19 protein-coding genes are annotated in these 19,779 nt (G+C 54.4%); 12 read left to right on the forward strand and 7 right to left on the reverse strand.

The window, feature by feature from the left end; translation table 11 throughout:
• Positions 1 to 183 precede the first annotated feature (183 nt).
• Genes ACTH3S_RS03265 through ACTH3S_RS03285 form a run of 5 tightly spaced genes read left to right on the forward strand, consistent with a single transcriptional unit; the run spans position 184 to position 4,436 of the window.
• Positions 184 to 537, forward strand: coding sequence for a metalloregulator ArsR/SmtB family transcription factor (locus ACTH3S_RS03265; protein WP_441807590.1), 354 nt, complete (start codon positions 184 to 186; stop codon positions 535 to 537).
• 45 nt (positions 538 to 582) lie between these two features.
• Positions 583 to 1,587, forward strand: coding sequence for an ArsJ-associated glyceraldehyde-3-phosphate dehydrogenase (locus ACTH3S_RS03270; RefSeq protein WP_441807591.1), 1,005 nt, complete (start codon positions 583 to 585; stop codon positions 1,585 to 1,587).
• A 1-nt stretch (position 1,588) separates the two neighbouring features.
• The gene (arsJ, locus tag ACTH3S_RS03275; RefSeq protein WP_441807592.1) at positions 1,589 to 2,794 is read left to right on the forward strand and encodes an organoarsenical effux MFS transporter ArsJ; all 1,206 of its coding nucleotides are present in this window, start codon (positions 1,589 to 1,591) and stop codon (positions 2,792 to 2,794) included.
• Complete coding sequence (locus ACTH3S_RS03280) at positions 2,698 to 3,318, forward strand: SDR family oxidoreductase (protein WP_441807593.1); 621 nt, start codon at positions 2,698 to 2,700, stop codon at positions 3,316 to 3,318. Before arsJ ends, ACTH3S_RS03280 begins: the two co-directional genes overlap by 97 nt.
• The gene (locus tag ACTH3S_RS03285) at positions 3,315 to 4,436 is read left to right on the forward strand and encodes a tRNA-queuosine alpha-mannosyltransferase domain-containing protein (protein WP_441807594.1); all 1,122 of its coding nucleotides are present in this window, start codon (positions 3,315 to 3,317) and stop codon (positions 4,434 to 4,436) included. The genes ACTH3S_RS03280 and ACTH3S_RS03285 overlap by 4 nt, the downstream gene beginning before the upstream one ends.
• Before the next feature lie 34 nt (positions 4,437 to 4,470).
• On the opposite strand, the gene ACTH3S_RS03290 is transcribed toward ACTH3S_RS03285, so the two are convergent.
• Complete coding sequence (locus ACTH3S_RS03290) at positions 4,471 to 4,875, reverse strand: acyl-CoA thioesterase (RefSeq protein ID WP_441807595.1); 405 nt, start codon at positions 4,873 to 4,875, stop codon at positions 4,471 to 4,473.
• 246 nt (positions 4,876 to 5,121) lie between these two features.
• Between ACTH3S_RS03290 and ACTH3S_RS03295 the strand changes: the two genes are divergently transcribed.
• The 5 genes from ACTH3S_RS03295 (at position 5,122) to phoU (ending at position 10,445) form a co-directional block, all read left to right on the forward strand.
• Entirely contained in the window at positions 5,122 to 6,126 is a 1,005-nt protein-coding gene (locus ACTH3S_RS03295) for a substrate-binding domain-containing protein (protein ID WP_441807651.1), read from the forward strand.
• 64 nt (positions 6,127 to 6,190) lie between these two features.
• The gene (gene pstC, locus ACTH3S_RS03300) at positions 6,191 to 7,579 is read left to right on the forward strand and encodes a phosphate ABC transporter permease subunit PstC (RefSeq protein WP_441807596.1); all 1,389 of its coding nucleotides are present in this window, start codon (positions 6,191 to 6,193) and stop codon (positions 7,577 to 7,579) included.
• Complete coding sequence (gene pstA, locus ACTH3S_RS03305; RefSeq protein WP_441807597.1) at positions 7,572 to 8,849, forward strand: phosphate ABC transporter permease PstA; 1,278 nt, start codon at positions 7,572 to 7,574, stop codon at positions 8,847 to 8,849. The genes pstC and pstA overlap by 8 nt, the downstream gene beginning before the upstream one ends.
• Before the next feature lie 13 nt (positions 8,850 to 8,862).
• A complete protein-coding gene (pstB, locus tag ACTH3S_RS03310) occupies positions 8,863 to 9,690 on the forward strand; it encodes a phosphate ABC transporter ATP-binding protein PstB (RefSeq protein ID WP_441807598.1) in 828 nt (275 codons plus the stop codon).
• Between the two features lie 32 nt (positions 9,691 to 9,722).
• Positions 9,723 to 10,445 (forward strand): phosphate signaling complex protein PhoU, encoded by a 723-nt coding sequence (phoU, locus tag ACTH3S_RS03315; RefSeq protein WP_441807599.1) that lies wholly within the window; start codon positions 9,723 to 9,725, stop codon positions 10,443 to 10,445.
• Positions 10,446 to 10,461: 16 nt separating this feature from the next.
• On the opposite strand, the gene ACTH3S_RS03320 is transcribed toward phoU, so the two are convergent.
• From ACTH3S_RS03320 to ACTH3S_RS03345, 6 genes are all read right to left on the reverse strand, one after another.
• Positions 10,462 to 10,827, reverse strand: coding sequence for a histidine triad nucleotide-binding protein (locus tag ACTH3S_RS03320; protein ID WP_441807600.1), 366 nt, complete (start codon positions 10,825 to 10,827; stop codon positions 10,462 to 10,464).
• A gap of 38 nt (positions 10,828 to 10,865) precedes the next feature.
• Positions 10,866 to 12,161, reverse strand: a complete 1,296-nt coding sequence (locus tag ACTH3S_RS03325; RefSeq protein ID WP_441807601.1) for an FAD-dependent monooxygenase — start codon at positions 12,159 to 12,161, stop codon at positions 10,866 to 10,868.
• Positions 12,162 to 12,246: 85 nt separating this feature from the next.
• Entirely contained in the window at positions 12,247 to 12,801 is a 555-nt protein-coding gene (locus tag ACTH3S_RS03330) for an aminoacyl-tRNA deacylase (protein ID WP_441807602.1), read from the reverse strand.
• Between the two features lie 123 nt (positions 12,802 to 12,924).
• A complete protein-coding gene (locus ACTH3S_RS03335) occupies positions 12,925 to 13,809 on the reverse strand; it encodes a mechanosensitive ion channel family protein (protein WP_441807603.1) in 885 nt (294 codons plus the stop codon).
• 129 nt (positions 13,810 to 13,938) lie between these two features.
• Positions 13,939 to 15,042 carry a tRNA 2-selenouridine(34) synthase MnmH gene (mnmH, locus tag ACTH3S_RS03340; RefSeq protein WP_441807604.1) on the reverse strand — a complete coding sequence of 368 codons (1,104 nt, stop codon included), beginning with the start codon at positions 15,040 to 15,042 and terminating at the stop codon, positions 13,939 to 13,941.
• Positions 15,043 to 15,558: 516 nt separating this feature from the next.
• Positions 15,559 to 15,963 carry a VanZ family protein gene (locus tag ACTH3S_RS03345; protein WP_441807605.1) on the reverse strand — a complete coding sequence of 135 codons (405 nt, stop codon included), beginning with the start codon at positions 15,961 to 15,963 and terminating at the stop codon, positions 15,559 to 15,561.
• Between the two features lie 97 nt (positions 15,964 to 16,060).
• On the opposite strand from ACTH3S_RS03345, the gene cysZ reads away from it, so the two are divergent.
• Both cysZ and rapA read left to right on the forward strand, forming a co-directional pair.
• The gene (cysZ, locus tag ACTH3S_RS03350; RefSeq protein ID WP_441807606.1) at positions 16,061 to 16,810 is read left to right on the forward strand and encodes a sulfate transporter CysZ; all 750 of its coding nucleotides are present in this window, start codon (positions 16,061 to 16,063) and stop codon (positions 16,808 to 16,810) included.
• A gap of 16 nt (positions 16,811 to 16,826) precedes the next feature.
• Positions 16,827 to 19,706, forward strand: coding sequence for an RNA polymerase-associated protein RapA (gene rapA / locus ACTH3S_RS03355; RefSeq protein ID WP_441807607.1), 2,880 nt, complete (start codon positions 16,827 to 16,829; stop codon positions 19,704 to 19,706).
• The last annotated feature ends 73 nt before the right edge of the window (positions 19,707 to 19,779 follow it).

Below are 19,779 nucleotides of genomic sequence, written 5' to 3' on the forward strand. Positions count from 1 at the left end.
AGAAAAAGACGCCGCTTGAGCACAGAAACAGTGCCATCTATCTTGAAAAACACCGGTGTCTTTACTTTGTCACTTTCCTTGCCTATTATCGCTAAAAATACATATATGGCAAATCGAATATACAGTGGTGTGAACATTGGAAGATACGATGGAAAGCAGAACTCTGTGCAAAAGGAAGCTGGCATGAAACCCACAGATTACAAACCGGTGGCCATTTTCAAGGCCCTGAGTGATGAATTGCGGCTGGCGGCCCTGTTGTTGATTCGGGGCCAAGGCAAGCTGTGCGTGTGTGAACTGACCGAAGCTTTTGACGTGTCTCAGCCGAAAGTCAGCCGCCACCTGGCCATCCTGCGGGATTTAGGGCTGGTGGAAACAGAGCGTCGCGGCCAATGGGTCTATTACTACCTGAACCCCCGGCTACCAGCTTGGGTGTCGCGGGTTCTGGATGAAACCGCACAGAATAATGAGGCACTTATCGAACAGCCCTTGGCGCAATTGCAGGCCATGGCTGAACGCCCGGTTGTGCAGTGCCCCTGATCACCTACCGGGCACACAAGCTGCGAATCTCGCAAGGAGATCACCATGAATAAGATCAAAGTAGGCATTAACGGATTTGGTCGCATCGGACGCCTGGCTCTGCGGGCAGCCTGGGGCTGGCCGGAACTGGAATTTGTTGCTATTAACGATCCGGGGGCAGATACCCACACGCTGGCACATCTGCTGAACTTCGACAGTGTTCACGGCCGCTGGAGCTGTGAGGCTAAAACCAGTGGTGATGAGTTAGTCATTGCAGGCAAGCCCATCGCCGTCACCCACAACAAGGCCATCGGCGACACGGATTGGTCTGGCTGTGATCTGGTCATCGAGGCCAGCGGCGCCAACAAAACCGTGAAAGTGCTGCAGGGTTATCTGGATCAGGGTGTGAAACGAGTAGTGGTGACGGCCCCAGTGAAGGAAGCCGGCGCCAAGAACATTGTCTTGGGGGTAAATGAGCATATTTTCGATCCGGCCAATGATCGCATTGTTACCGCTGCTTCCTGCACCACCAATTGCCTGGCGCCTGTTGTAAAGGTGATCCATGAAAAGCTCGGCATCAAACACGGCTCGATCACAACCATCCACAGCCTCACCAATACTCAGACCATTCTCGACGCGCCCCACAAGGATCTGCGCCGGGCTCGCGCCTGTGGCAGTTCGCTGATTCCCACCAGTACAGGCTCTGCTACGGCGATTATCGAGATCTTCCCGGAGCTGAAAGGGCGGTTGGATGGTCACGCCGTACGGGTACCCTTAACCAACGCCTCGCTGACCGACTGTGTGTTTGAAGTGGAGGCGCCAACGGACCGCGACACCGTGAACCGGTTGTTGAAAGAGGCCGCCGAGGGCGAATTGAAGGATATTCTGGGCTACGAAGAGCGTCCACTGGTGTCTATCGACTACAAAACCGACCCGCGCTCATCCATTGTGGATGCGCTTTCCACTCTGGTGGTTAACGGCACCCAGGTGAAAATCTACGCCTGGTACGACAACGAATGGGGCTATGCCAACCGCACTGCCGAGCTGGTTCGTAAGGTAGGTGCTGCCTGATATGACTGCCTCCATCCGCCAGTACCTGGTGATCACCGGTAATTACTGGGCCTTTACCCTAACGGACGGGGCTCTGCGAATGCTGGTGGTTTTGCATTTCCATCAGCTGGGGTACTCGCCTCTGGAAATTGCCTTGTTGTTCATTTTCTATGAATTTTTCGGGGTGGTGACCAATCTGGTGGGTGGATATCTCGGTGCGCGAATCGGGCTCAATCGCACCATGAATCTGGGTTTGTTCTTGCAGATTCTGGCACTGGGAATGTTGGCGGTGCCAGCTGTAATGCTGACAGTGCCCTGGGTGATGGCCGCTCAGGCACTGTCGGGTATTGCCAAAGACCTGAACAAGATGTCAGCGAAAAGCGGCATTAAGCTTCTGGTACCGGATGGCGAGCAGGACCGGCTATACAAGTGGGTAGCTATCCTCACTGGCTCAAAGAACACTCTGAAAGGCGTCGGGTTTTTTTTGGGCGGCGTGTTGCTGATGGCCGTTGGGTTCACCGGCGCGGTGGTCATCATGGCCGTGGCTTTGGGCCTGGTCTGGTTGGTTAGTCTGTTCCTGCTCAAGCAGGCGCTGGGCAAGGGCAAAGCCAAACCGAAGTTCAGTGAGATTCTGTCTAAAAGCCGTGCCATCAACGTGTTGTCTGCGGCGCGGATGTTCCTGTTTGGTGCCCGGGATATCTGGTTTGTGGTGGCTTTGCCGGTATATCTGCACACGGTGTTTGGTTGGGATTTCTGGAAGGTGGGCGGGTTTATGGCCGCCTGGGTGATTGGTTATGGCTTTGTTCAAACTCTTGCGCCACGAATCACTGGCAACATGGAGAACAGGAGGCCGGCAGTGCTCTGGGCCGCTGCCCTGGCGCTGGTTCCTGCGGCGATTGCCGCGGGTCTTATGATGGGTTGGTCGCCCCACTACGTAGTTATCGGTGGTTTGCTATTATTCGGTGTGCTGTTTGCGATCAATTCCTCCTTGCACAGTTACCTGATTATCAGCTATGCCCGGGGTGAGGGTGTGTCTCTGGATGTGGGTTTCTACTATATGTCCAACGCCGCCGGCCGGCTTCTTGGCACGCTCCTCTCGGGTTGGGTTTATCAGGGTTACGGCTTGGAGGCTTGTTTGTGGATTTCTGCGGGATTGGTGGCCATGGCGGCGCTATTGTCGCTGATGCTTCCCCACAGGCAGGCAAATCCGGCCTGGCCGCTCAAGTGATCGACGAAATAGATGTCACCATCAGTGCGGGTATAGAAAAACTGAGGGCCAGTTTGGCGGGCAAACGCATCAGCCTGCTGATCAACAACGCCGGCTTGCTGCAGGATGAGCCGCTTGGCAGCATTGATTTTGATTCCATCCGTACTCAGATGGAAATTAACGCCTACGCCCCATTGCGCGTGGCCGAGGCGCTCATTCCGCTGATAGAGCAGGGCAGAAAAATCGCTAACATCACCAGTCGCATGGGTTCCATTGCTGACAACGATTCCGGTGGTCGCTATGGCTATCGCGCCTCCAAAGCGGCGTTGAACGCCTTTGGCAAGTCACTGGCGATAGACTTGCAGCCCAAGGGTATTGCTGTGGCTCAGTTGCACCCTGGTTATGTGAAAACACGGATGGTGAATTTTGGTGGTCTGATTACCCCGCAAGACTCCGCCCGTGGTCTTGCGGAGCGTATTGCCCAGCTTAGCCTGGAGAATACCGGCTCTTTCTGGCACAGCAATGGGGAAGAATTGCCTTGGTGAGCATCAAACCACGCCTTCTGCTGCTGTCGGCATACGATGCCGCCAGCCACAAGCGCTGGCGGGAGCAGCTCACAACCCTGTTGCCGGAATACCACTGGCATACATTGGCATTGGCACCCAGGTACTTTCAGTGGCGTATCCGCGGTAACGCACTGAGTTGGCTAAACGAGGCCTGTTTTCAGGATCCCTGGGACCTGATCATCGCCACGTCTATGGTGGATCTCGCAACCTTGCGCGGCTTGCACCCACAACTGGCGAACACGCCTTGCTTGCTATACATGCACGAGAACCAGTTTGCCTTTCCGGTAAGCAAACAGCAGACGGGGCGCGTTGAGCCCCAGATGGTAAATCTGTACAGCGCTTTTGCCGCAGACTGTGTGGTATTCAACAGTGCCTGGAATCGAGACAGCTTTTTGCAGGGTGTTGAGACGTTTTTGAATAAAATGCCGGATGCGGTACCGGGAGGACTGATTGAAAGCCTTCGGCATAAATCCACAGTGCTGCCGGTGCCTATCGAAGACCATTTGTTTGTGGGGGCCTCAAGCAACTTGAATCGAGGTTGCCCACACCTCCTTTGGAACCACCGCTGGGAGTACGATAAAGCGCCGGACAGGCTGCTCAGTTTTCTGGAAAAACTGGAAAATCGACAGCAGCCATATCGGCTGAGCGTGGTTGGAGAAGGTTTCCGTAATTATCCGGAGTCGTTTGATCAGATAGCGACACGGTTCAGTCATCGCATAGAATTCTGGGGCTTTCAGGAAAGTCGGGCTGAGTACGACCAACTACTGCGCAAGGCAGATATTGTTCTATCAACCGCACTTCATGATTTTCAGGGGTTGTCGATGCTGGAAGCTATGGCGTCCGGGTGCATTCCTCTGGCGCCAGACCGGCTGGCGTACCGTGAATACGTGCCTGAAAGCTGTCGTTATGAAAGCCATGAGAAAGACGCTGGCGCGGAAGCAGAAGCGGCTGCCAGCTGCTTGCAACGGATTCTGGAGAAGCCGCCCAGCCAGTGTCGACCGGATGCCTGGAGAGCGTCGATATTGGCGGAGCAGTACCGTACGCTGTTTGACGAGCTCATCGAGGCCACGCAAAGCCCTGATCATTCCGAGCAATGAGACCCGACGAGCCTGTTTTTCTTGAGCAGGTTAGCTAGAGTGTTTGCTCCGGTACTTCCCGGATGCGGCCTTGTTCATCAATGGCGACGTACACAAAACGGCCTTCGGTCACCTTGCGCGGATGTTTAGAGGTGCGATCAAGAGTCCACACTTCCACCTTGATCTTCATGGAGCTGCGGCCGATGTCCACCAGCTCGCAGTAACAACCGACTTGGGATCCAACTCGCAACGGTGAGAGAAACTCCATCCCGTCCATGGCTACCGTCGCGTTGCGGCCCAGCGAAATACGCCCAGCCACGGTAGCAGCGGCGATATCCATTTGTTTGACCAGCCAGCCAGCGAACACGTCGCCATTGGCGTTGGTGTCTTGGGGCAGGGGTACGATCTGAATGGTTAGATCGCCTCTGGGTTTGGGTTTGTCGTCATCGTACGCCGTCATGAACATCGCCTTTCTTAGTCTCTGGAATTATTTTCTTAGCATGTTAACGGCCTATCACACGGCTGCAAGCTTATTTGCAGCTTCTGTTCAATATTTCAGGTGGTGTAACAAAGCTGTCACACAGAAGCTCTAGTCTTCATTCATCAGTAAACCGGTGCTGTACACAAACTAAGTGACTGATGGAGATTCAACGTGATTAAACCGAATACAGCTCTTGCTATCGTTGCTCTGACCGGCGGGTTATCTATGGTTTCCGCCCCAGCCATGGCCCGCGACACCGTAAATGTTGTGGGATCGTCGACTGTTTATCCTTTCGCCACCGTTGTTGCCGAGCGCTTTGGCCGCAACACCGATTTCCCCACACCCAAGCTGGAATCAACCGGCTCTGGTGGCGGTTTCAAGCTGTTTTGTGCCGGCATTGGCACCCAACACCCGGACATTACCAACGCGTCGCGCCGGATGAAATCAAGTGAGTTTGAGATGTGCCAGCGCAATGGTGTAGAAGCCATTACCGAAGTAAAAATTGGCGCTGACGGCATTGTGATCGCGAACTCAAAGGACGCCGAGAAACTGGATTTAACACTGAAACAGGTATTTCTCGCCCTTGCCAAGGACGTTCCAGACCCAAAAGGTGGCGAAAAGCTGGTCCCAAATCCATATCAGAAATGGAGTGATGTAGACGCCAGCCTACCTAACAAGGCCATCCGCGTGATGGGGCCGCCGCCAACCTCCGGCACCCGTGATGCTTTTGTGGAAATTGCCATGGAAGGGGGCTGCAAAACCTACGACTTTATCGCGCAGATCAAAAGCGATGACAAATCCCGCTACAAGTCTGTGTGCCACAGCATGCGCGAAGACGGCCCGTTCGTGGAGGCCGGCGAAAATGATAACCTGATCGTACAACGCCTAGTGCAAGATAAAGACACGCTGGGGATTTTTGGTTACAGCTTCTTGATGGAAAACAGTGGTGAGATTCAGGCTTCCACCATTAACGGCGTAGAACCAACTCCAGACACCATTGCCGATGAGCAGTATCCGGTGGCCCGCTCGCTATTTTTCTATATCAAGAATGCTCACGCAGGTGTGGTTCCGGGTATTCAGGAGTATGCCGAGGAGTTCACCACCGAAGGTACTTGGGGCGACAATGGCTATCTGGTGGATGTGGGCTTGATTCCAAACCCTCGCAATGTCCGCATGGAAACGGCGAAAGCGGTTAGGGAACTCAAATCAATGACTGGTAATGAACTTTAACACCAGAACGAGCAAGGAACAGGGGCGATGAACCAAAAAACAGCCATGAGCCAGGTAGATAGCCATGCAGACAGCTGATTTATTGCCCCTGGTTTTGGTGCTTGCCGCAGTGGCTTACGGGTTCGCTTATATGCGTTCCCGCGCTGTGGCGACACCTCTGGGTGGTATTCGTAACCTCAAGGCCCTGCCGGCATACTATGCCGCCAGGGCTGCGCTTTGGTGTGCAATCCCGGCGCTGGTCATTCTGGGTGCTTGGGCTGCCTTTGAGGGCAAGGTTATTCAAGACATAGTGATGGCCTCTCTACCCGCAGAGCTGGCACCTCAATCGGAAGGGCACGCCAGCTTGACGCTTTCCCAGATCAGTAACCTGGCTGCCGGCAAGCTGAACCCAGCCATGGTTCCGGATGGGATTTCCGGCGCAGCAACACTGCTGCAGGAACTGCGCGCGCAAAGCAGCCAATTCAAAACCCTGTTGGTGATTCTGTTAGCCGTTCTGGGTGGTGCTTTCGCCTGGACACGGGTCGCGCCGCACATCAATGCTCGCAAGAGCGTTGAGCGTACGCTTCAGAGACTGTTTTTTGTGTGCGCCGCCGTGGCGATTCTTACCACCATTGGCATTGTTTTTTCCGTTATTTTCGAAACCTTCCGATTTTTTGGCAAGGTGCCGGTCAGCGAGTTTTTGTTTGGTACCAGTTGGAGCCCTCAAACCGCTTTGCGTGCGGATCAGATAGGTTCAGAGGGCGCGTTCGGCGTTATTCCGCTGTTCACGGGTACCCTGATGATTTCCGCCATTGCCTTGTTGATCGCCGTGCCGGTTGGCCTGCTGTCGGCGGTGTATCTCTCCGAATACGCCAGCCGGCCGGTTCGCGCGGTGGTTAAGCCTCTGCTGGAGATGCTGGCAGGCGTGCCCACTGTGGTTTACGGCTTTTTTGCAGCGCTCACGGTGGCGCCTTTTATCCGTGATCTGGCTTTGGCGCTGGGGCTTGAGGCCTCCTCCCAGAGTGCGCTGGCGGCGGGGTTGGTGATGGGCATTATGATTATTCCGTTTGTGTCATCACTGTCTGACGATGTGATCAACGCGGTTCCGCGAACCCTTCGGGATGGCTCCCTGGCACTGGGGGCAACCCAGTCTGAAACCATGAAGAACGTGATTTTCCCGGCAGCGCTGCCTGGCATTATGGGCGGTATTCTGCTGGCGGCATCCCGTGCGATCGGCGAAACCATGATAGTGGTCATGGCTGCCGGGCTGGCCGCAAACCTAACGGCCAATCCGTTGGATTCGGTAACGACCGTAACGGTGCAGATTGTCAGCCTGCTAACCGGTGACCAGGAGTTTGATAGCGCCAAGACACTGGCCGCATTTGCACTCGGCATGATGCTGTTCATCGTAACGCTGCTGCTGAACGTGATTGCACTGAAGGTGGTGCGCAAATACAGGGAACAATATGACTAACCCAAGCTCACAGGCGGAGCTTGTCCGCCGATCGCTCAAGCGCCGCTACCGTAAAGAACGCCGGTTCCGGTGTTATGGCGTAGCCGCCATCGCGATTGCTTTGTTTTCACTGATGGCTCTGTTCACGGACATTATTAGTAAGGGCTATACCGGCTTCATCAAAACCACCGTGACCCTAGAGGTTCATTTGGATGGAGAGCTGATGTACCTGAACGATGCCTTTGATCCGGATCAGATAGCTATGGCGGATTTTCAAGCGCCCTTGATCAAAGCTTTGCAAGGGTATTTCCCCCAAGCCACAAGCCGTGCGGATAGGCGGGAGCTCAGCCGGATGACAGGCAGCTACGCCAGCAACCAGGTGCGCGACCTGCTGAAAGAGAACCCGGATTTGCTGGGCACCACCCAAACCATGGAGTTCCCAGCTCACGATACGGTGTCGGTTTATGTAAAACATGCGGGTGATTCGGGGTATTCCATACGTTTGACCGAACAGCAACAGCGCTGGACAGACGAGCTACGCAGCAAAGGTGTTATCGATACCGGGTACAACGATGTGTTTTTTAGCCGGGGTGATTCAAGAGAGCCGTCTAACGCGGGCATTCTTGGGGCTTTGATCGGGTCCTTGTTGACCATGGGCATTACGCTGGTTATCGCCTTCCCGGTAGGCGTTTCAGCAGCTGTATATCTTGAGGAGTTTGCACCCAGTAACCGGCTTACGGACTTTATCGAGGTCAACATTAACAACCTGGCTGCCGTACCCTCCATTATTTTCGGGTTGCTAGGGCTGGCGGTGTTTATCGGCTTGTTTGGTATGCCCAGATCGGTGCCCGTGGTAGGCGGCCTGGTCCTGGCGCTGATGACGCTACCCACCATCATTATCTCAAGTCGGGCTGCGATCAAAAGCGTGCCGCCCTCAATTCGCGAGGCCGCGGAGGGCATAGGCGCGTCGAAAATGCAGGTGGTGTTGCACCATGTGCTGCCCCTAGCCATGCCCGGTATGTTGACCGGTTCCATTATTGGTATGGCTCAAGCGCTGGGTGAAACCGCGCCTTTGTTACTGATCGGCATGGTAGCGTTTATTGTGGAAATTCCCGAGGGGTTTTTCAGTTCAGCCACCGTATTGCCCGTACAAATTTTCATCTGGGCCGGTAGCGCCGAGCAGGGCTTCGTGGAGTTGGCCTCCGCCGGCATCATGGTTCTGCTTGCCTTCCTGATCACTATGAATGCATTCGCCATCTGGCTGCGTAAGCGTCTTGAGCGCCGGTGGTAAAGAGACAACACCTATGAGCACGAGTATGAATCCAGCAGAAACCATGATTGAAGAAGGGAAAACCGTCGGCATTCCCTTCTCGGACGATCCCAAATTCAAACTACGGGATGTGGAAGTGTTTTACGGTGAAACCCAGGCCATCAAGAACATCAGTCTGGATATTGCCCGCAACGAAGTGATTGCGTTTATCGGGCCATCCGGTTGCGGCAAATCTACCTTTCTGCGCTGTCTGAACCGCATGAACGACAGTATTGAGACTTGCCGGATTAAAGGCTCGCTGCAGCTAGATGGCCAGGATATCTACGAATCCAGGCGAGATGTGGTGGAGCTGCGTGCCCGTGTAGGCATGGTGTTCCAGAAGCCCAACCCGTTCCCCAAGTCGATCTACGATAACGTTGCCTATGGCCCGCGCATTCATGGCCTGGCTAATCGTAAGTCGGAGCTGGACAACATTGTAGAGAACAGCTTGCGCAAAGCGGGCCTGTGGAATGAGGTGAAGGATCGCCTGGATGCCATGGCAACTGGCATGTCTGGTGGCCAGCAACAGCGGTTGTGCATCGCCAGAGCCATAGCCGTTGGCCCAGAAGTGGTGCTGATGGATGAGCCTTGTTCAGCGCTGGACCCCATCGCCACTGCCAGAATTGAAGAGTTGATTGCCGAGTTGTCCGAGAACTACACCATTGTGATCGTGACCCACTCCATGCAACAGGCCGCGCGGGTTTCTAACCGCACCGCCTACTTCCACTTAGGCCACCTTGTGGAAGTAAACGACACCAGCAAGGTGTTTACTACGCCGGAACACGAACTGACGGAATCCTATATCACCGGTCGTTTCGGATGATCCGGTAGCGCAGAACAAGAGAGGAACTTGGTATGGTTGCGAAAAAAGATGACGTTTATGGGGATCATATCTCCAATAGATTCAACGATGAGCTTCTGGCCCTGAAAACCCGTTTTCTGAAAATGGGTGGTTTGGTGGAAACTCAGATCGATAGCGCCGTTGTGGCTCTGATGGAAGGCGATACCCCTTTAGCGGAAGACATCCGAGGCAAGGATAAGCTGGTGGATAGGATGGAGATGGACATTGATGAAGAAGCCATGCTCATCATCGCCCGTCGCCAGCCAACGGCTCGGGATTTGCGGCTGGTTATCTCGGTGATCCGAATGGTTGCGGATTTGGAGCGGGTGGGGGATGAAGCCAAGAAAATCGCCAAGTTTGCGATTAAACTCTCTGAGGAAGGACAGTCGCCCCAAGGCTATGGGGAGGTGCGCCATATCGGTGCCCATGTGAAGGGAATGCTTCGTGATTCACTGGACGCTTTTGCCAGGTTGGATTCAGAGCAGGCTCTGCGGGTATTGAAAGAAGATAAGCGAGTGGATGAAGAGTATCAGGCTGCGGCCCGAACCCTGCTGACCTTCATGATGGAAGACGCCCGCAATATTTCACGCTGTATGTCGGTGATGTGGGTTCTACGGGCGCTGGAACGGGTAGGGGATCACGCCTGCAACATTGCCGAGAACGTGATCTTCATGGTTAAGGGTGAAGACGTTCGCCACACATCCATGGAAGAAGCGGAACGAGTTGTGGGGCGCTAGGCCCCACTGCATCCCTTTAGGCCTGCTTCATTTTGTCGGTATATGGCGGCCAGCCCAGTGGTTTGCCCGCCAGTAGGTGAAGATGGATGTGGAACACCGTCTGGCCAGAGTTCTCACCGCAGTTCATCACGGTGCGGTAACCGTCTTCGGCAAAGCCCATGTCTTTGGCAAGCTTGGCTGCAACCCAGAACAAGTGGCCCGCCAACTCGCGATCCACTTCCTCGATGTCGTTGATGGTGGCAATCAACTTTTTCGGAATAATCAGTAGATGTACAGGTGCCTGAGGGTTGATATCGCGGAAGGCCAAGCTGATGTCGTCTTCATAAACGATATCCGCCGGAATTTCGCGGTTGATGATTTTAGTAAAAAGCGTGTCGGCCATAATGGATTCCTGTTTTTGTCGCTTGATTGTTCATGTATCTAAAGTTGGTTCAGGCCCGGAAGACTGGCGGTTAGTCGCCGGATGATCGCTGGTAGTTCGTCATCGATCCCCATGGCATAACGTGCCACCCGGTTGCGGGCAAAGGGCAAGGCGCGGGCGGTTCCCAGGCCGATGTTTCGGAGTAGATGAAGCGGAGGGGTTTGGTTGCTGAACAGGTGATAGAACGCATCCATGGCAAACATCATGCGCCGGTTCGCCGGTCGTCGTTGTTGCTCATAACGGGCCAGCCGTGAAGGGCTTGCCAGATCTTCGCCCATTCGCCGGGCTTCCTTCAGAATAGTCTGCAAACACTGGGCATCCTGAAAACCGAGATTCACACCCTGGCCAGCCAACGGGTTGATGGTGTGCGCAGCGTCCCCTACAAGCACAATGCGCCCAGCAGAGTAGTGTTTGGCGTGTTGCTTAGCAATGGGAAAGCTGGCGCGGTCTTCAATGTGGGTGATATGCGGCAGTTCTGTAGGGAAGCCTTGCTGTATTTCTACTATCAGTGCTTCGTGACTCAGGCTTTTAAGGCGGGCAATTTCCTCCGGTGCGTCGTACCACACCAGGGACCCTCGGCTCTCACCTGGGTAGTCGGGGTCTGCGCTGTGTAACGGCAAAAAGGCCCTGGGGCCGGAAGGGTAGAAACCCTGCCAAGTGATATCTTCCACCTCGCCTTGGTAGCGCACAGAGATCACCATAGCCTGCTGGCCATACTGATTCCGGGTAACGCCTATGCCCGCCATATCTCGCACCCGTGACTGCCCACCGTCAGCGCCGATAACCAGTGCTGCGGTTAGCTGCTCGTTGTTCTCAAGGGTTACGGTTGCCAATTCATCTGTCTGGGTAATACTGGAAACGCCATTGCCGGCCAGTATGGTAACGCTGGGCTCTGCTTCTGCAGCCTGCCAAAGACCTTGCTGAGTAACCGAGTTTTCAACGATATGGCCGAGGTGAGTGGTATTCAGCTCTGCGGCGTCGAATTCCACCTGGCTTGAGGTTCGCGGCAGCAGGTTGCTCAGCGGGTGCCGAGTTTCATCCCACACCGCTAGCCGGCAATAAGGTGTCGCACGCATGTTGAGGATGTGATCCCAAGCACCCAAGCTTTGCAGGTATCGTTCGCTGCCAGCGCTTAAAGCAGACACACGTATATCGGGGGCTGTTTCCGGGTTGAACATAGGGGCTGGGGCGCGATCGACCATCGCGACACTAAGGCCATCTCGCCCGAGGCCGGTGGCAAGGGCGGCACCGACCATGCCGGCGCCGACAATCACAATATCAAAAGCTTGAGTCATATCGGGTTCCTGTCTGATGCCCACAGTTTACGCGAAGGCAAAGAACAGACAAGCGACCGGGATCAAGCCGGCTGTATAAGCGCCATTAACCTACCATGCCGGATGCCTGCTGCTCTGATGGCTCCCCGTGCTGATGGTGGGGTTTCACGAGCCATGCAGGCTTCTGAGCCCCGGGCCTGATGAAACCTCGGTTGAGTACCATCGGCTGAACCAGGTTTAGAAAATCGGGGGTTTTCATGTGCAGGGATTCGGTGTGGCTTCCCGCGGCAAATGCGAGTTCAGGTTGTTCCGTTAGGGGCTCTGCGCAATAAACGGTCATACCGAACAGGTTGCCGAAGGGCGGCATTGCACCGACTTCGCAATCTGGGAAGCGATCCTGAAACTCTTGCTCATCGGCAAGATCTACAAAGTCTGTGTCCAGAATGCGGGAAAGGCTGTCCCAGCGAACACGCCAGGTTGCCGGCATGACCAACATGGCCATTTTTCCATCAAGTTCGATAATGACGGTCTTGACGACTTTGTCACCCGCAATTTTCACGTGGTGAGCAAGTTCTTGAGCGGTAAACGCGGGAGGGTGAGTGAGGCACATGTATTCAACATTTGCTTCCTCAAGAAACTCTTTCAACTGCTGTACCGGCATAATGACAGCCTCCAACCAGCAATGACAGCAATCCGGAGCGGTTGACTCAATGCTTGTCTCGCACCGGCGACGATCCTGGCGGGGCGTATTCTGCCCCGCCATTACTGGTCAGCTTAGCTGAGGTTACCGAGTTTGCGAGTAACGTGTTGTATCATTTTGCGCGGTTGTCGTTTCTCGCCCAACCTGCTGCATATTCACATCGCGCTGCGGAAGCGGAGCACGCAGGCCTTCTTCATCAAATGCTTTTCTAACGCTCTCGTGCATGTCCCAATAGTATGGCCACAAATCGTCGGTGGCGACCCAGACACGGAACATCAGATTAACGGAATTTTCGCCAAGACTGCCCACACAGATTCTGGGTGCTGGCTCGGTCAGTGAACGCTCATCTTCTTCCATCAGGCGCTGCAATATGGCCTTGGCTTTGTCGATGTCGTCACCGTAGCGAATGCCGAACGTCATATCGCAGCGACGGGTGCTATAGATGCTTACGTTCACCAACGTTGCGTTGGACAAACTGCCGTTAGGGATAACGATTCGGCGGTTATCAAAGGTATTAACAATGGTGTAAAGGATGCTGATTTCATTTACCGCGCCCAGGTAACCCTGAGCTTCGATGGTGTCGCCGACCTTGAACGGCTTGAAGATCAGAATCAGTACACCGCCGGCGAAATTGCCAAGGCTACCCTGTAAGGCCAGGCCAACAGCCAAGCCGGCCGCACCGATAAGAGCGACAAAGGAGGTCGTTGCAATGCCTACCATGGAAGCAACGGAGACCAGCAGGAGCACTTTGAGAACAACCCCAATCAGCCCACATAAAAATTTGTTCAGCGTAGGGTCTTTCTTGCCCAGTTTTGAGTCCAGCAAGTTCACAAGACGATTGATCAGCCACAATCCAACAATCAGTGTGATGATGGCTAACAAAACCTTGGGCGCGTAGGTCATGACCAGCGAAATGGCCTGATCAATGTATTCCGAAGCGCGTCCGTCAGCGCTGAATAGATCTTCCATAGGGACTCCTTAGAGGTTTCAGTTTTTGGTGCTTTCAACCCGCCAGTATAGATTCGACGTAGCCGGATGTATTCAAGGCTTTATATAGCAGACAAAACTACTTGGGTATATCTGATGCGAGCCCAGTGTTTACGCAGGCGTGTTCTCTTTGGCCCACCCGATTACGGTATTCGGGTCTCCACGGACAAGTATCTGCCCTTGTTTCTGGCCGAGTTGATAATCGTACATTGGGTCGTAGTAGTTCTGAAGAAGCGGTTGAATCCACGCATCGTGGGCGTGAACATCGCCGGTGCTTTCTTGTTGCGCCAGCGCTTGTTCCATAAAACCACGTAATTGGTTGTAGCGCTCGCCGCCTAAACGCTTGCTTATGCGCTCCAGCGCCCCAAGAAGGTAGTCTCGAAAATTCAGCCAGCCGGCTTCCTCGCCGTCACGGCACCTATAATCGGCAGACATGTTTTCTACGTAGTCTTCCCGGATAATCTGTGTGCGGTCTTCCAGCGATTGCTCAAGAACAAGCAGTGGTGCATGTGTCATGCGCTCTTTTAGAGAATCCGGTAGGGCGCAGCGGCCGACTAAGCGACTTTCATTTTCCAGGTACACAGGGCCGCCAACCGAATGTCGGGCTTTCAACATGGCAACCGCTAAACGGTTTTCGAAATCTATCTGTGATGGCTGCGGTGTTACCTGGCGCCCGAAGCTGGAACCTCTGTGGTTGGCCAGTCCTTCAAGATCTACCGGGTTGGGAAGCTGCTGTAAAACGCGGGTTTTGCCCGTACCCGTGCGCCCGCTGATGATGTGGAAGTCGCCAGATTCAATCAGGTTGTCAAGGCTATCAATAAGGAACCGGCGTAAAGCCTTGTAGCCACCCTGAACGAGGGGGTAATCAATGCCGGCATCTTTTATCCACTGCTGAGTCAGCCTGGATCGTAAGCCTCCACGAAAGCAGAACAGGTAGCCTTCTGGGTGGCGCGCCACAAACCGCTTCCAAGCCTCAATGCGCTGGGCCTTTATGTCGCCGGAAACCAGGTGGTGACCGAGCCGGATGGCTTCATCCTGACCTTTGTCTTTGTAACAAATGCCTATTCGGTGCCGCTCTTCATCGTTCATTAATGGCGCGTTATCAGCGCCAGGAAAGCTGCCTTTAGCAAACTCCACGGGTGCCCGTACATCCATTAATGGGATGTCGTTCAGGAACAGGGACAGGTAATTGTCGGTATCGGGTCTGCTTGCCATCTCAGGGTTCAACCGCTTGTCATAATGAGGCGGAAGTATAACGGATATGAGGTTTTCCTGCTTTGTGAGCCCGGATTTCAGAAGGATGTGTACGCAAAAGTGGCGCAAAAAAAGGGCAACCCTAGGGGTGCCCTCTACCGGAACAGGTCGGCGCATCCTTACGCTGAGTGCAACAGCCGTGTCGCGAATCCTTTTGCCACTCCGTGGTGCCGGCTTCCTAGCCAGCGATCCGAATAGTTGTCCCTTAAGCTTGGTGATCCTTGTGTCCTTGCTTCTCCCTGCCGTCCGTGCCGGGGTGCATCCAGTGCATCGTCCTTTTCCCTGTCATCCTTGACGAGATCACTATATCAACTGTGCGCGCGGAAACCTGTGAACTTTGAGCGCTTGCGCGAGGTGTCTGGCAGCTATGGTGACGGCGAACTATACATATCAATAGTTTAGAGGTGTTCTGGTGAGACTGGTAACGGCTATACATGTAAAGTCACTGCAAGATCTCACAGGCTTGTGCGATATATCTCACAAAGACTTGGGTGAATCTCTCAAGCTGCGTTTACTGGTTTTGTGTAAACCGGGCCAGGGCATAAGCCCGACCAGTATCCCGGCCCCGTCAGCAGCCACATCTGCAAGGGAAAAATCCCGGTATGGCAGGTTGGCCTGGACCGCTTCAATGCCTAGCCCGAAAGCCAGCAATGCCGGCGCATACCAGAAGGTACGGAGGTTCGGCCAAGCTAGTCGTGCAACAAGGGTGAGCTCAAGAAAGGCGATGAAATGATTCACTTTGTCGCTGGGCGCCGAAGGAATTGGGTAGTCGCTGCTTGTCGTTGCCAGAAAGCCGATGGCAATCACGGACAGCAGCAGAGCAAAGCGCCACAGCGGCTGAAAATGAAGCAGGGTTCGAACTTGGTGTTTCAGTGTTGCCATTGGTGAAATCCGTCAGAGTTCTCTGGCTGTGTGAAGGTTTTCAACATGATATGCTTTGCGCCCCGTCAATGTCATTGAAGCGGAGGGCTAAACGGCAATGCTCAGAGGTAATTTTTTTCGTGGTCTGGGCTACCTGGGTGAGGGCTTTCGGCTGATATGCCAGCCTGGCTTACGACTATTTGTAGTGATTCCGCTGGTGATCAACATTCTTCTCTTCGGGTTGCTGTTCTATTTCCTGGGCGAGATCTTCGGTGCGTTGATTGCCACCGCAATGAGCTGGCTCCCCGACTGGGCTTGGTTGCAGTCGCTGGATTGGCTGTTCTGGATTCTCTACGGAGCCGTGATCCTGCTCATGCTGGCTTACGGTTTTGTGATCCTCGCGAATCTTATTGGTTCCCCGTTTTATGGTTACCTTGCGGAACTCACTGAAAAACATCTCACCGGACAGGACGTCAGCACGGATGGTGGTTGGGCTACCATCATAAAAGACATTCCCCGGGCGCTTTGGCGCGAAGTGCAGAAGATTGTCTACTACCTGCCGCGAGCCATTGGCTTGTTTATTATCGGTTTGATCCCGGTGGTTAACCTGGTTGCCGCGGTGCTGTGGTTTCTGTTTAACAGCTGGATGATGGCGCTGCAGTATGTGGACTATCCCGCAGACAATCACAAAGTAAGCTTTTCGGCGTTGCGCCAGCTGCTTGCCGATACTCGGCTGTCTGCATTGGGTTTCGGGCTGCCGGTGGCTTTGGCAGCCATGGTGCCTGTTCTGAATCTTATTGTGGTTCCCGCAGCTGTCTGCGGTGCGACTGCCTATTGGGTGCGTGAAAACGGCGCAACACGACATTAAAGAGTTTGGAGGTTTTTTGGACGCTTCGGAATTTGTGATTGGTCAGCGCTGGGTAAGCCACAGTGATACCGCGCTTGGTTTGGGCATAGTGACAGACATTTCCGGCCGGCGGGTTACCTTGGGATTTCCTGCCGCTGATGAAGAGCGCACTTACGCGATTGATAATGCGCCGCTTTCCCGCATCGTGTACCAGATTGGTGAGGGCATCGAGACGTTCGAGGGTGCCAAATACATCGTGCGTGCGGTTGAGGATCTCGGTGGCGTATTGCTGTATCACGCCGAGGCCAGTGGTGGGGAAGAGCTTGATGAAAACATTGAGCAGATATCTGAGGTAAAACTTGCCGGTTCCGTGAACTTCTCTGCGCCTCAACAGCGCCTATTTGCCGGCCAATTTGATCGAAATGGGGCTTTTCGCCTGCGTTTCGCAACTATTCAGCACATGGATCGGTTGCGCGCCTCACCGGCTAGGGGGCTGATTGGTGCCCGCACACAGCACTTGCAGCACCAAATCTACATTGCCCAGGAAGTTGCAAAACGCTATGCGCCACGGGTGCTTTTGGCAGATGAGGTGGGCCTGGGTAAAACCATTGAGGCTGGCCTTATTTTACATTATCAGCTGCAGACAGGGCGGGCTCGTCGCGCCCTTATTGTGGTGCCTGATTCGCTTATTCATCAATGGCTGGTGGAAATGCTCCGGCGCTTCAACCTGCGGTTCTCCATTGTGGATCAGAGCCGTTACGATGCCTTGAAAGATGACGAAGACGATGTCGACGCCCTGATGAGCCATATATTTGGCGACGAAGATGCCGTCAACCCGTTTGAAAGCGATCAGTTGGTACTGTGCAGTCTTGATTTTCTGGTGAACAGCAAGAAGGCCCAGACGGATGCACTGAAGGCCGATTGGGATCTGATGATTGTGGATGAGGCCCACCATTTGGCCTGGAGCCCTGAGAGTGCCAGCCCTGAATATCAGGTGGTAGAAGAGCTGTCTGCGGCCAGTGAAGGTTTGTTGCTACTGACCGCTACGCCGGAACAGGTGGGCGTAGCCAGCCACTTTGCCCGGCTTCGCTTGTTAGACCCGGCGCGTTTTCACGATTTACAGACGTTTCAGGAAGAAGAGCAACAGTACGAAGCGATTAACAGTGTTGTGCGGCGCCTGCAGGATGAGAATGCAGACATTCAAGGGGACGACCAGAAAGCGCTGGAAGCCTGGTTGGGCGACGAACTGCAGCAGTTGCTGAAAGGCGAGTCGCCGCGGCAGTCCATTATCGACGCGTTGCTCGATCGCCACGGCACCGGGCGGGTTTTGTTCCGTAATACCCGTGCTGCTATTCAGGGTTTTCCCGAACGCCGCGTTAATCCTGTGCCGCTGGCACTCCCCGCTATGTATCAGAGTCAGGAGTTTGGCTATCCCGGGTTAGCACCAGAACAATCCGTACCGGATGAACAGTGGTTGGCAGACGACCCGAGAGTGGCCTGGCTTGAGAAAAAGCTGGCAGGGTTGCGTCCGGCCAAAGTGGTGGTTATCTGCGCCATCGCTGAAACCGCTATGGCGCTGGAGAACTACCTCCAGCTCAGGGCCGGCATCCGCAGTGCTGCATTCCATGAGCACCTGAGCCTTGTGGAGCGTGACCGCGCCGCCGCCTATTTTGCCGACGATGAGCAGGGCGCTCAGGCGCTGATTTGCTCGGAAATTGGCAGTGAAGGTCGTAATTTTCAATTTGCTCACCACCTGGTGCTGTTTGATCTACCAGCTAATCCTGACCTGCTTGAGCAGCGTATTGGCCGTCTTGATCGTATTGGTCAAACGGAAACCATCGATATCCATATTCCCTATCTTCAGAGCTCCTCGCAAGAGGTGCAGTATCGCTGGTTCCATGAAGGTCTGAATGCATTTGCTGAAAGCTGCGCAGTCGGTGTGGCGGTGCAGGAGAAGGTTAGCGAACAGTGGCAGAGCGCGATTGAAGGCGAGCTTTCCGTGCTGGAAGCCCTGGTTGAGACCACTGCCACTGAGGCGGCCCGGTTGAAAACGCTTCTACAGAATGGTCGAGATGCGCTGATTGAGCTCAATTCCTGTCGCGGCGATATAGCCGACACGCTGATTGCCGGCATTGAGGAGGAAGAGGGTTCGGTTCTGGTGCGTGATTACATGGTCGAAGCATTCGACATTCTCGGGGTAGATATAGAAGACCACTCTGATCATGCTGATATTCTGCGCCCCGGCGAGCAATACCAGGCTGGTCACGTAGCGGAGCTGCCGGAAGACGGAGTAACCGTTACCTGGGATCGTCAGCATGCACTGGAGCGTGAAGACATCGCCTTCATGAGTTGGGAGCATCCCATGGTAACCGGCGTGATGGACTCGGTAACCAGCTCTGGATTGGGCAAAGCGGCTCTGGCCAGCTTGTCGGTGAAGGCGTTGCCAGCAGGGACTCTGCTAATGGAAGCCGTGATGACTGTGCACTGCCCGGCGCCGGAAGCCTTGCAGTTGACCCGCTATTTGCCGGTTTCACCCTTGCGCTTACTGGTGGATGTAAACGGGAAAGAGCTCTCGGCAGCTTTGCCCCATGATCGCTTGAACGATTTGTGTTCAAACATTCGTCGGCGCACGGCCCAAGCTGTTGTACCGCAAATTCGCCCGCAAGTAGAAACTATGGTGGATCATGTGGAACGGCTTTCCGAGCCACACCTGGAGCCGATGAAGCAAAAGGCATTGGAGCAGTTGGCGGCGAACCTTGAGCCGGAAATCCGTAGGCTGGAAGCTCTGAAAAAAGTGAATCCAGCCATTCGGGAAGAGGAAATCGATTATTTCCGCAATCAGCTGAATGCCGCCCGTGAGGCAATTGGGCATGCCAGTCTGGCTCTGGAAGGTATTCGGGTTATTGTTACGGCGTGAGTATTTTGCGATGCCGTTAACCGTTGGAGGCTGCGGCACCTGCTGACGAATGATAATCTGGTACGATGCTTTT

This window comes from Marinobacter sp. (assembly GCF_052094685.1).
In the GTDB taxonomy this organism is placed as follows: domain Bacteria; phylum Pseudomonadota; class Gammaproteobacteria; order Pseudomonadales; family Oleiphilaceae; genus Marinobacter.

What these genes read in the sequence shown, in the direction of transcription:
- ACTH3S_RS03265 (WP_441807590.1), top strand. Translation starts at nt 184, where the DNA reads ATGAAACCCACAGATTACAAACCGGTGGCCATTTTCAAGGCCCTGAGT.
- ACTH3S_RS03270 (WP_441807591.1), top strand. Translation starts at nt 583, where the DNA reads ATGAATAAGATCAAAGTAGGCATTAACGGATTTGGTCGCATCGGACGC.
- arsJ (WP_441807592.1), top strand. Translation starts at nt 1,589, where the DNA reads ATGACTGCCTCCATCCGCCAGTACCTGGTGATCACCGGTAATTACTGG.
- ACTH3S_RS03290 (WP_441807595.1), bottom strand. Translation starts at nt 4,875, where the DNA reads ATGACGGCGTACGATGACGACAAACCCAAACCCAGAGGCGATCTAACC.
- ACTH3S_RS03295 (WP_441807651.1), top strand. Translation starts at nt 5,122, where the DNA reads ATGGTTTCCGCCCCAGCCATGGCCCGCGACACCGTAAATGTTGTGGGA.
- pstC (WP_441807596.1), top strand. Translation starts at nt 6,191, where the DNA reads ATGCAGACAGCTGATTTATTGCCCCTGGTTTTGGTGCTTGCCGCAGTG.
- pstA (WP_441807597.1), top strand. Translation starts at nt 7,572, where the DNA reads ATGACTAACCCAAGCTCACAGGCGGAGCTTGTCCGCCGATCGCTCAAG.
- pstB (WP_441807598.1), top strand. Translation starts at nt 8,863, where the DNA reads ATGAGCACGAGTATGAATCCAGCAGAAACCATGATTGAAGAAGGGAAA.
- phoU (WP_441807599.1), top strand. Translation starts at nt 9,723, where the DNA reads ATGGTTGCGAAAAAAGATGACGTTTATGGGGATCATATCTCCAATAGA.
- ACTH3S_RS03320 (WP_441807600.1), bottom strand. Translation starts at nt 10,827, where the DNA reads ATGGCCGACACGCTTTTTACTAAAATCATCAACCGCGAAATTCCGGCG.
- ACTH3S_RS03325 (WP_441807601.1), bottom strand. Translation starts at nt 12,161, where the DNA reads ATGACTCAAGCTTTTGATATTGTGATTGTCGGCGCCGGCATGGTCGGT.
- ACTH3S_RS03330 (WP_441807602.1), bottom strand. Translation starts at nt 12,801, where the DNA reads ATGCCGGTACAGCAGTTGAAAGAGTTTCTTGAGGAAGCAAATGTTGAA.
- ACTH3S_RS03335 (WP_441807603.1), bottom strand. Translation starts at nt 13,809, where the DNA reads ATGGAAGATCTATTCAGCGCTGACGGACGCGCTTCGGAATACATTGAT.
- mnmH (WP_441807604.1), bottom strand. Translation starts at nt 15,042, where the DNA reads ATGGCAAGCAGACCCGATACCGACAATTACCTGTCCCTGTTCCTGAAC.
- ACTH3S_RS03345 (WP_441807605.1), bottom strand. Translation starts at nt 15,963, where the DNA reads ATGGCAACACTGAAACACCAAGTTCGAACCCTGCTTCATTTTCAGCCG.
- cysZ (WP_441807606.1), top strand. Translation starts at nt 16,061, where the DNA reads ATGCTCAGAGGTAATTTTTTTCGTGGTCTGGGCTACCTGGGTGAGGGC.